Source organism: Hymenobacter roseosalivarius DSM 11622, assembly GCF_900176135.1.
Taxonomy (GTDB): Bacteria; Bacteroidota; Bacteroidia; order Cytophagales; family Hymenobacteraceae; genus Hymenobacter; species Hymenobacter roseosalivarius.
Window position 1 is genome coordinate 41941 of record NZ_FWWW01000073.1, and the last position, 10687, is coordinate 52627.

Consider the following 10687-nt stretch of genomic DNA (forward strand, 5'->3'; position numbering starts at 1 on the left):
TTTTTTTGTGTCATTCCTTTACGATTCGCAGGTCCGCCCAAAGTAACCTCAGCCAGAGCCTCCCCGTTAAGCCTTCTAATACCCAGGCGCTTCGCGGCGCTTCCGCTCTTTTTCCTTTTATCCAAAACCAACCCTATCACTATGAAAGCACTCGTGTTTCACGGGATGAAAGATGTTCGCGTTGATAACGTGGATGATCCCCAGATCGAAGAGGCTCGCGACGCCATTATCCGCGTAACTAGTACCGCCATTTGCGGCTCCGATCTTCATATTTATAACGGCGGCATTCCCCAACCCCGGCCTATGGTACTGGGCCATGAGTTTATGGGTATTGTGGAGGAGGTAGGCAAGGGCGTGGGCAACCTCAAGCGCGGCGACCGGGTGGTGGTACCCTTTCCGATTGCGTGCGGTACCTGCTTTTTCTGTAACCACGAGCTACCCGGCCACTGCGAAAACTCTAACCCCGAGCATTATGGCCCCGAGGGAGGCGTAGCTACTCAAAAAGGCGGTGCTCTGTTTGGCTACACCGATTTATATGGCGGCTACAACGGCGGCCAGGCTGAATATGTGCGCGTGCCTTACGCCGATTTTGGCCCCCGCATCATCCCAGATAGCCTGACCGATGAGCAGGCCCTGTTTCTGACGGATATTTTCCCCACGGGTTATTCCGGTATTGACTGGGGCGAAGTGAAAGGTGGCGAGTTTGTCGTCATTTTTGGCGCAGGCCCGGTAGGCATTATGGCCGCTAAATCGGCGTGGCTGCGCGGTGCGGCACGCGTACTAATTGTTGATCCGCTGGAGTATCGCTTGGATAAAGCTCAGCAAACGGCCCACTGTGAAGCGTTGGTATGGCATGACCATAAGCAGGTAGTGGAGGTCATCCGCGACCTGACCGGCGGCCGAGGCGCTGATGTGTGCGTGGAGGCTGTTGGCTTTGAGCCCGTGCGCAGTCTGGCCGACCGGGCTAAGGCGGTAATCAACTTTGAAAAAGGCTCTATTAAGGTACTGGAAGCCTGTATGAGTGCCGTGCGTCGGGGTGGTATCGTAACCGTTCTAGGTGTATACGGCACTCCTTACGACAACTTTCCCGTGCATCAGTTCTTCGATAAAGGCATTACGCTACGCGGCGGCCAAGCACCGGCTCATAAGCACATCGACAAGCTGCTTAAGTACGTAGTCGATGGTAAAGTACAGCTCGATGATATCATCACGCATAGCCTGCCCCTGAGCGAAGCAGCTCATGGTTACGACATCTTTCGCAATAAGAAAGATAACTGCGTGAAGGTGGTGCTCAAGCCATAATTGAGTAGGTTTTTCCCTCATAAAAGAAGCGCCCATCACCAATGATGGGTGCTTCTTTTATGAAAGTAGGAGCCTGCGAAGGCCAGCTTTATAAGGAAAGTAGAACACTACAGCGTAGGCAGGATTCTGCTTATATTTGGTCAGGAACATTAACTTAAATCGGGCTGCGCCCGCTGCCAATCTATACGTTCGGTGCATGAGTAATAACTACGGGTCTAGCACGCACGGATTGGTAAGAAAAAGCGGGCTGTTACTGTTATGGCTGCTCTGCGTGCCGGGCGTAAGCTGGGGGCAAGACCACTCGCTGGCTCAGTCGGCAGCGCACTTGAAGCTAGCCCCACCGCTACGAGTTGCTGCCGCACGGCCGGCTACTAACTCTTACCGTGTCAGTGTGCAATCTGCCACTGAGTTTAACGCCTGGATGCGCCGGGAGCTGCCTTCTATGCGTGTCAGTTGGCATGCTGCGTCCGTTGGTGTATACACACTAAGTGGCGTAAATGCCCCCCGCTTAGGCAAGCTGCTTACTTGTCCCTGGGTAACTTTCGTGGATGTGGGCAGCCGTCAGGCCCGCGAAGAACGCCCTCTGGACAACTCCGATTTAATCACCAATACTATCTCCCCGCTTCACGCCCGCTTTCCTGGGCTGGCCGGTCAGGGAATGACGGTATCGGTAAAGGAGAGGCCCTTTGATGTCAATGATATTGACTTTCGTGGTAGAGTGGTGGCCCCTGAAGGAGCAGCGAGAACTGCCTCAGCACACGCCACGGCGATGGCTACGCTCATCGCGGGCGGCGGCAACTCGGCACCATCCGGGAAAGGTACCGCCTGGCAAGCCCGGCTAATTACCGCCGACTTCAGTGAGCTGATGCCTGACGATGGTGCCCGCCTAACACAAACGGGCGTGTCGGTTCAAAACCATTCCTATGGTGTCGATATCGAGAACTATTATGGTCTGGAAAGCCGCGCTTACGATGCCCACGCCACGCAGTATCCGCAGCTGGTACACGTTTTTTCCTCCGGCAATGATGGGAATAAAACCAGCCCGAGTGGGCGCTATGCTGGCTTGCAGGGCGTCGCTAACCTGACTGGACAGTTCAAAATGTCGAAAAATACCCTGAGTGTAGGGGCCACCGATAACCGTGGGCAGGTCGCGCCCCTCAGTTCGCGTGGCCCGGCCTACGATGGGCGCGTAAAGCCAGAGCTGGTAGCGTACGGCGCTGATGGCTCTTCCGATGCGGCAGCCTTGGTTTCGGGGGTGAGCCTACTGGTACAACAAGCCTACAAAGAACAGCTAGGGGGCATTTTGCCCCCCGCAGCGCTCGTAAAGGCCGTGCTGCTCAATAGCGCCAACGACACCGGCCGCCCGGCCATAGATTTTGAAAGTGGCTATGGCCAGGCTGACGCGCTGGGAGCCGTACAGACGGTGGATGAAAAACGTTTTTTCACCAATTTCACTATTCAGAATGCTGAGCAGGTATTTACAATCTCAGTGCCGGCTGACAGTCCTGAGCTCAAGGTTACGCTGGTCTGGCATGATCCTGCCGCTGCCCCCGACGCGGCCCAGGCGCTGGTAAATGACTTGGATCTGGAACTGGTTCGGCTTTCCACGGGACAGCGCTGGCAGCCGTGGGTATTAAATACTTACCCCCATCTTGATTCCCTGGCCCAGCCCGCCCGTCGCCGCCCCGACCACCTCAACAATATTGAGCAAATCACCGTGGCTGTGCCCGCGCCCGGGATATATGAGCTGCGCGTACGGGGTTTTCGGGTACCCCAGGGGCCACAGGCGTTCAGTGTTGCCTATGAGTTTGGAGAGATAGGGTTTGGTTGGCTTAATCCGCTCGTAGGGTCGGCCTTTAGCCCAGGTACTGCTCAGGAACTGCGCTGGCAGTGGGTGGGTGCTGCCACTACGGCACGCCTCGAATATCGGCCTGCTGGCAGTCCCACTTGGCAGGTAGTTAAGCCAGCGGTAGAGCTAAAAGCAGGATCTGCTACCTGGACAATACCCACTATCGCTACCGCCGCACAGCTGCGAATGGTAACACCAACAAGTGTTTATCCCTCTGAAACGTTCGTAATTCATGCGCCGCTGAGCCTACAGGTCGGCTATGCCTGTCCGGAGGAAGCGCTGCTGCATTGGCCGGCTGTGCCCGGCGCTACCGAATACCAGCTGTATGGGCTAGGCGCTATCGGTCTGGAGCCCCTACGTCGCACCCCAGATACGGTAGCTATTCTTTCAGCAACTGAATTGCCGTTGCGTTATTTTACTGTAGAACCCTTGCTGGGGGGCAAAATAGGGGCGCGAAGCCCGAGTATAGAATATAGTCAGCAGGGTACAGGCTGCTACGTGCGTTCTTTTATTCCGCGTCAGGTCGTAACGGATACGGTTTTGCTCGACCTTGAAATCGGTACCGCCTACGGCCTGGCGAGCATGCATCTGGAGCGGCAAGCCCCCAATGGTAGCTACGAAACTGTCCAGACTATTGCGCCCGTGCGGGACTTGCAATTTGCCCTCACTGATCTGACGCCCTATTCCGGCCTCAATCACTACCGCGTTCAGTTTAATACAACGGGGGGGCAAATTTTCTATAGTTCGATTGAAGACGTGCAGTACGCGCGCACGCGGGAGTTGCTTGCCTATCCCAATCCGGTGCAGGCGGGTGAGCCCCTCCAACTTATCACGGGCTCCACGGGCTCCGTCCATATCGAGCTGTATGACCTGTTAGGGCGCTTGGTGCGTGAGGCCACCGCTACTGGCGCCATCAACCCCCTCGACACGAGCGGCCTGCGCGGCGGCACCTATCTCGTGCGAGTGACGCCCGAAAGTGGCCCCATGATTACGCAACGCATTATGGTGCTATAAAAATGCCGCAACCCGCGAAGCTCTTAAAGGCAAGAAGCCCCAACTCCGCTGGAGTTGGGGCTTCTTGTTAGCATCCGTTCAGGTTACGTTTAACTCTTGATGCGCACGGGCATCGGTGCTAGGCCAGCGGGTGAGACAGGCTAGTACAAGTATCTAAGCGCCGTACGGTCGTTAGTATTGAAATAGCGGTTAGCACCAGTGCCGATGCAAGCCAGCATCCAAGAGTTTGGATCGGCGCTGCTTGGCGTGCCGGGGATAAGAATTGCCCCCACCGTGCTGGCTCCTTCGTTGGTGTACTGACCACCGCAGCTATAGCTCCTGTCCATATAGTCGGTGTGGCGGAAACCGATGCAATGACCAACTTCGTGGGCCAAAATGGTAGCCAGGTAGTTCGTGTTTGGGGCCGAGCCAATGGCTCCTACGTTTACTTGCACAGTATTATAAGGGTTGCCACCTGAAGGGAAGCCAGCCGACGCCAAGTAAGTAGAGCCGCTGGGCGCGGCCGTCAGCAGAATGCCATAGTTGGACGACACGCGCTGAAAGTGAATCAATAGCCCTTCCGCGTTATAGCGACGAATAGCTTCGTCAACGGATGCTATATAAGTAGAGGGCAGGCTGGTCGAAACGGCTATACCAATCGTGCGACCCGAGCCTACGCTCACCAGATTATTGGTGCGATACTGCTCTTCTTCACCTACACGAAGCATTTTATAGTCGGGCTTGCTGTTCAGGTCGGCATCCGATAGCAGAATGTCGCCTTCTACTAGGTAGCCGTCATTCACGCGCTGCGCGTTCTGCGTGCTCAGGCCTAGTGCCTGGATTTTGCTGATGGCCTCCGCCGAAATTTCATTTTTAGCGACTACTTGGTTACCATCTTCTTTTTGGCAGGAAGAAAGGGCTAATACCGAGCAGGCAAGCAGGGTAAGCGAAGTGAGGTAATTTTGGATTTTCATACAGAATTGATTTGGTTTGGGGGTGAGAATGGGTGGAAAATGAACGGATGCGATATGCGGAAAATATTCTAAAAACTCAAAAGGGTCAGGTTAGAACTTTACATAGAAATCCCTGGCTGCTTTCCGCAAAAGGAAAAACACGTTTGAAAGCCGGAATAAGGAATGGCTAGGTAGCCCAGTAAAGGCTATAGCCAAGGAAGAAGTATGGCCAGACGGTGCCTAAGCAACGGCTGCCAGCATCATACAAGCAGGAAAAGCTGGAAGGGGAGGTACTAGGGGGCGAAGTTGGCCTTCGCGCCAAAGAGCAAGATTCACTTGCAGCCTAAGCGGTAGGCAAGTTGAACAGACAATGCACGTGCGACTCAGCCGAACTGGGGCGGAGCGGTTAGCAGATGCAGTAAATAAAACAGGGCCCATAGCACACCTTCATATCGGGCGAGGAGTTTCACTCGATGGTACTGTTGCCGGAAAGGTGCGGATTAGCGGGGCGGAGTAGAATCAGAATAATCTAATTCTGGGTGGTTTTACGAAGATATATAAATAAAGTGATGATCCAAATAAAAAAAAGTCGAAAATATTCATCCTTCTATTCTATGTGTCTGATAATCTGTAAGATTATTTTATAAAAAAAGTATCAGAAGTATAAAAAGCTATCTTCCAGCTAAGCCGTTGCTGGGGCAAATGGTAAAGCCAGCTGCCTAGTAGATTAAAGCTGAACAGTAGTTTGATGGCTTCTGCCGTTCTTACCATAGCATCTGATGGCTGGAGGCTTGGGTAAGGCAGCCATTTCTTCTAGCTGATAGGAATAAAACAGAGCCCTTGTATTAGTAAGGCCGCCGACATCAGATAGGTTAGTTGCTTCTAAGGTAAGCTTAATGAAAGGCCCGGAAGCACGCCTGCTAAATGCCTATCTTTGTTCATAATGGTTTTCGCGCGGATATTACTGCCGCCTCACTATATATATACTCCAAGCCGTGGCTTGCACTTCATGTTCCTCCGGTGGAGGCTGTTCTACAACTGCTAAGGGCTGCGGCTCGAAGGGCAGCTGTAGCTCCGGCTGTACCCGTCTCAACGTATTCGACTGGCTTCAGGACGTAGCCCTGCCCAGCGACTTTAAAGAATTCGACATTGTGGAAATCCGCTTCAAAGGCGGCCGCAAAGAGTTTTACCGCAATAAAACCCGATTGCCTTTAGTCACGGGTGACGCGGTAGTAGTAGAAGCTGCCGGCAATGGCTGGCATCTGGGCCATGTATCGCTGAAGGGCGAATTGGTACGCCTGCAAATGCGCAAGAAAAAGGCGGAGGTAGATGCTAAAGACATGCGCAACATCCTGCGGGTAGCTACCGAGCAGGACGAGGAGCGCTGGCAAGCTGTGCGCGACCTCGAAACGGGTACCATGTTTCGGGCGCGCTCGGTAGTGGAAGAGCTGCGCCTCAAAATGAAGCTGTCGGACGTGGAATACCAGGCCGACCGCACCCGCGCTACCTTCTTTTACTCCGCCGAAGACCGCGTCGATTTCCGCGACCTTATTCGTCGCCTGGCCGATGAGTTTCGGGTGCGAGTTGATATGCGTCAGATCTCATTACGCCATGAAGCCGGCCGTCTGGGGGGCATTGGCTCCTGCGGCCGCGAGCTGTGCTGCTCCACCTGGCTCACCGACTTTAAGAGCGTGAGCACGACGGCCGCCCGTTACCAGAACCTAAGCCTGAACCCAGCCAAGCTCTCGGGCCAGTGCGGTCGTCTCAAGTGCTGCCTCAACTACGAGCTGGATACCTATCTCGATGCTCTCAAGGATATTCCGCAGGTACAGCGCCCCTTGCTGACGGAGAAAGGAGAGGCTTTTTTGCAGAAAACCGATATTTTCAAAAAGAAGATGTGGTTTGCCTTACGTGGCGACAATAACTGGGTAATGCTGGACACGGAGCGCGTACGCGAAATTCAGGACATGAATAAGCGCGGCGAAAAGCCCGAGAGCCTGCTGCCTCCCGTTCGGGAAGAGGAGCGCGCGCCCGAGGTTTCGGCTCACGTCGAAGGCAACCTCGACCGTCTCGACGACAAGATAAAAGGCGGCAACAAGCGTCCCAAGCGCCGGAAGAAGAAAGAGGGCACCGAAGGCAGTGCGCCTTCTGCCGCCGCACCAGCTCGTACGGCCGTATCAAAGTCGAATCCTGATACTACCAGTGGCATAGAAGTGCCCGCGGCTACTCCCTCCGACGAGGTTCGTCGGCCCAGGGGCGCGGCGGCGCGGCCCCTCAATCGGCGTAACAACCGCTCCCGTTCCGAAGGTGGCCGCTCAGGCGAAGCCCGCTCCGAAAACAAGCGCCCGGACACTCCCCGGCCCGAAGACAGCGTAGCCCCCCCGCGCCCCCCACGCAGTGAAAATCGCCCCGCGCGCGAGGGTGGCGTCCGGCCAGCCGGTGATGTCAATGCCAATCGGGAGGCTGGTGCCAGCCGAGGCGGCCGCGAAAATCGCCCCCCACGGCGCGGCGCACGACCACCACGGCCAGCAGGAGGCGAAGGCAATGCAGGTATTTCACCTACCCCCCCAGCTTCCTAAGTATGCGCGCGTTACTCCGACTTTGGCCGGTGCTCTCCTTATTACTGCTGGCCGCCTGCGACCCAAATCAAGTGTTCGAAAAGAACGCTGACTTCGACAACTATACCTGGACCATACAGGAAAAGCCCACGTTTGAGTTTGAGATTCAGGATACTACCCAGCACTACGACATTAGCTTCAATGTCCGCAATGCTTCCATGTATGGCTACTATAATCTGTATGTAAAGCACCAGCTATTCGGGCCCGATGGCAAGCCAATTACTACGCTGCTTCACCAAATGATCCTGATGGACCCGCTGACGGGCGAGCCCCGCGGCAAAGGCACCGGTGATATTTATGACCACCAGTTTTTGGCTTTGCGTAACCAGCAGTTCCACCAGCTTGGCACATACAAAATCGTGCTGGAGCAATACATGCGCCAGGATCAGCTATCCGGCGTTATGGCTGTGGGAGTGCGTGTAGCGAAGGCTGTGAATAAGTAAAGCATACGTGTTCAAAAAAGCCCCCAGCCATGTGCTGGGGGGCTTTTTTGTGGAAATGCAACAAGGCTAAGATGAATTGCTACTGCTAGAGTAAGCTTTACTTGCGACGATAATCCACAAAAAAAATCCCGTCTCAGCAAGAGCTAAGACGGGATTCAGAGTGCAGCGCTAGCTGTCCGAAAGGACTATTGTACGATGCGCACGTTTACGGCGTTCAGGCCTTTTTTGCCTTGCTGAACCTCAAACTCTACGCGGTCAGTATCGCGGACAGGCTGCATGAGGCCGGTAGCGTGAACGAAGATGTCCTCGCCCCCGCCGTCGGGTGTGATGAAGCCAAATCCTTTGGTTTCATTGAAAAATTTTACGATACCGGTGCTCATGATAAATGAAATGTGGTGAAGAATGGGGTAAAGATAGCGCTAATTCCGGTTTATGGAAGTCAGCCTCAGCTGCAACATTAGTTGGAAGCTGGAAAAGCGTGGTAAAACCGGAGCGTGAACAGCTTTCAAATGAGAAAAAATGCGGCCCAGAAGTAAGTAAAACAGCGTTTTACGTTAACTCCAACTAAAAAAGTATTCTGGAAATTTACTGTTCAGTTGGGGCTAGATACGCTCAACCTTCACAGCATTCAGCCCCTTTTTGCCCTCAATTACATCAAACGATACCCGATCATTTTCGCGAATCTCATGAATAAGGCCCGTCTGGTGCACGAATATTTCCTGATCGTCCTCATCCTGAACGATAAAGCCGAAGCCTTTAGACTCATTAAAGAATTTTACTTTGCCCGTTTTCATTGACTGCTGCTAACTAAGGTTGGGGGTTAAATAATGACCAAAATTAAGGCTATTTTCTTATCCCTGTCACTAGTTGAGTTGATAAATACCCGAAAGCAAGGCGCTTTAAAAGCTTGTTTGGGGGGTATATGGCTACTAATGATGCGTTAAACCGCCTGTTTTTATCACGCAATAGGGTAGCGCCGGCGGGGTTTAGCACCCGCTCTTGATAATCAACTCTGCGCCGGAGCGCGCGTATAGTTTAGCAGTATCATCCTTGTTTTTTCATCCTAAATAGTCCGCCTCATGAAAAACGAACCCATAAATCAGAACGAGAATACTATGCCAGAAGGGCTGCATACTGATTCGCACGCCGCCGCGTCGAGCGAGTCGCTGGCTGCTTCGGAAATGAGCGTAGGAAAAGGCGCCGTAACGGGCGAAGAAGGGAAGGAAGTAAACAAAGAGGCCAACCCCGTAGTGATGGGGCAAAACCCGGACAGAGAACGACTCTCGGGCAACCGGACCAACTAAACTGCCAAGAAGGCGGGGCTATGGCCTGAGCGGCTCATCGCCACTTGCTACCTGAACTTATGGAAAACGAACAGCCCGAACAAAACACTAAGCTTGATCCTGAAGCGGGCAATCCGCTGGCGAATAGTAGCACGCAGCCCGAAACGCCGGGCATGACGGGTCATTCGTCTACCGGGGCTTCGCTTCCCAAAACGGCCCCGGCTGCGGCCGCAAGCCCCGAGAATATTGATGACCGGCCCGCATTGGCCACCCCATACATTGACCTCGCCAGCAACCCGACTATAGAAGTGCCATACGGCGGCAATTTTGGCAATAGCACCCAGCCCGTTTTTCACGATGATGATCGGCGGGAAAACCAGTTGAGCGGGCCCGGTCGGGGCGAGTTTGGGGCTCAGGATGCTGGCTCTACGCAAGGCGGCTACGGCGACCAGTACCGCGCCGATGAGGTGTACGGTGGAAAACTGGGCACCCAGCAAACAACCAGAGGCGGCTACGCGGGGGGCAAACCAGAAAATAATACGGCCCCAACCGACGCGCAATATTCCAGTGCACCGCTTCCTGATCATGCGGAAGGCAGCACGTTTGGTACCGAGCCCGGCACGCCCCGTAGCGCTACCACAGTGGATAGCCATTACCAGAACGACAACGATTCGCCCCGAAGTGGGACCGGGTTTAGCGAGGATTATGGTCGTACGTCACTGGGTGGCGGAGCAGGCAGTGCCTCGTCAACGGCGGGCGCTAATTTGCCTCCCAACCAACGCAACCAGACCGAAGACTACCGACCCTCGCAGGATGGCCATGACAGTGATGGCCTGGCTTTCCGGCCAGTAGCAACGGAGCCGCGCACCACCGAGCTGGGTGGCCGCGATGAGCCCGGTCCGGCTGGTGAGCCAGATACGGCTGACACTGGCTCTGCATCCCGTACCGGGTACGTGGAGTCGGATGGAGAGCGTAGCCAAAGCGGTGATGCCGCGGAAGGTATTGGGTCGCGCGGTGGCTCCTACAACGACGTCAACGCCAATAAAAACACCGGTGGCGCATCGGCCGAGGAATCTAGCCGCGCCGAAGACAATCAGGCCCCGGTGCCCCCGCGTACCGCTGACAACAGCGACTACGGCACTATGCCGCGCCGCAATGCCGGCCGCGATAATGACCCAGAACGACAGTAAAGCTGAATGGCTTGTAGGTTGTCAGTTTAACCCTATTACCTAAAAAAGCCCCCNCC

The 10687-nt window shown here is 54.6% G+C and carries 9 protein-coding genes; 6 read left to right on the plus strand and 3 right to left on the minus strand.

The genetic code is table 11. The features are described 5' to 3' along the window. Positions 1–141: 141 nt before the first annotated feature. Complete coding sequence (locus B9A24_RS12380; RefSeq protein ID WP_084446306.1) at positions 142–1302, plus strand: zinc-dependent alcohol dehydrogenase; 1161 nt, start codon at positions 142–144, stop codon at positions 1300–1302. A gap of 391 nt (positions 1303–1693) precedes the next feature. Beyond that, positions 1694–4165, plus strand: a complete 2472-nt coding sequence (locus tag B9A24_RS12385) for a S8 family serine peptidase (protein ID WP_159452038.1) — start codon at positions 1694–1696, stop codon at positions 4163–4165. 140 nt (positions 4166–4305) lie between these two features. On the opposite strand, the gene B9A24_RS12390 is transcribed toward B9A24_RS12385, so the two are convergent. Further along, positions 4306–5118 carry a M57 family metalloprotease gene (locus tag B9A24_RS12390; protein ID WP_084446310.1) on the minus strand — a complete coding sequence of 271 codons (813 nt, stop codon included), beginning with the start codon at positions 5116–5118 and terminating at the stop codon, positions 4306–4308. A gap of 974 nt (positions 5119–6092) precedes the next feature. Between B9A24_RS12390 and ricT the strand changes: the two genes are divergently transcribed. Continuing rightward, positions 6093–7676 carry a PSP1 domain-containing protein gene (gene ricT, locus B9A24_RS12395; RefSeq protein ID WP_084446312.1) on the plus strand — a complete coding sequence of 528 codons (1584 nt, stop codon included), beginning with the start codon at positions 6093–6095 and terminating at the stop codon, positions 7674–7676. 2 nt (positions 7677–7678) lie between these two features. After that, a complete protein-coding gene (locus B9A24_RS12400) occupies positions 7679–8158 on the plus strand; it encodes a gliding motility lipoprotein GldH (protein WP_084446314.1) in 480 nt (159 codons plus the stop codon). Between the two features lie 185 nt (positions 8159–8343). On the opposite strand, the gene B9A24_RS12405 is transcribed toward B9A24_RS12400, so the two are convergent. Both B9A24_RS12405 and B9A24_RS12410 read right to left on the minus strand, forming a co-directional pair. After that, positions 8344–8538, minus strand: a complete 195-nt coding sequence (locus B9A24_RS12405) for a cold-shock protein (RefSeq protein WP_084446316.1) — start codon at positions 8536–8538, stop codon at positions 8344–8346. Positions 8539–8760: 222 nt separating this feature from the next. Further along, positions 8761–8952, minus strand: a complete 192-nt coding sequence (locus B9A24_RS12410) for a cold-shock protein (protein ID WP_084446318.1) — start codon at positions 8950–8952, stop codon at positions 8761–8763. A gap of 285 nt (positions 8953–9237) precedes the next feature. Here B9A24_RS12410 and B9A24_RS12415 point away from each other — a divergent pair, with 285 nt between their 5' ends. After that, positions 9238–9462, plus strand: coding sequence for a hypothetical protein (locus B9A24_RS12415; RefSeq protein WP_084446320.1), 225 nt, complete (start codon positions 9238–9240; stop codon positions 9460–9462). 59 nt (positions 9463–9521) lie between these two features. Next, positions 9522–10631: a hypothetical protein gene (locus tag B9A24_RS12420; RefSeq protein WP_084446322.1), complete on the plus strand. Its 1110-nt coding sequence runs from the start codon at positions 9522–9524 to the stop codon at positions 10629–10631. Positions 10632–10687: the final 56 nt, after the last annotated feature.